A 274-nucleotide genomic window follows, 5' to 3' on the forward strand; every position below is an offset into this window, starting at 1 on the left:
GGGTTTCGTCGAGGGATTCCTCGCCCCCGCGCGGCGCCCAAGAGCGGGTCAGCTCGACCAGGACGGCGTCGTCCGGCGTTCCGCCGGAGAAGGGGTTGGACAGCGAAGGAACATGAGCGATGGCGCGTTCCATCGCGGCCTTGGACATGCCCTCGAATGCGGTCAGCAGGGGGCCGGCCTCAGCTTCGAAGGCTGAGAGCAGAGAGAGAACGGCCTCCATGTCGCGCGGGATGAGCAGGGCGGCGGCCGTCTGCCGCGGGCGATGGTGGACCTC

1 pseudogene is annotated in these 274 nt (G+C 69.3%); it reads right to left on the reverse strand.

Annotation, left to right across the window (positions count from 1 at the left end):
* Window positions 1–274, reverse strand: a pseudogene (locus tag EIK80_RS25895) (FAD-binding oxidoreductase); the annotation flags it as partial.

Source organism: Caulobacter sp. 602-1 (genome assembly GCF_003931565.1).
Taxonomy (GTDB): domain Bacteria; phylum Pseudomonadota; class Alphaproteobacteria; order Caulobacterales; family Caulobacteraceae; genus Caulobacter.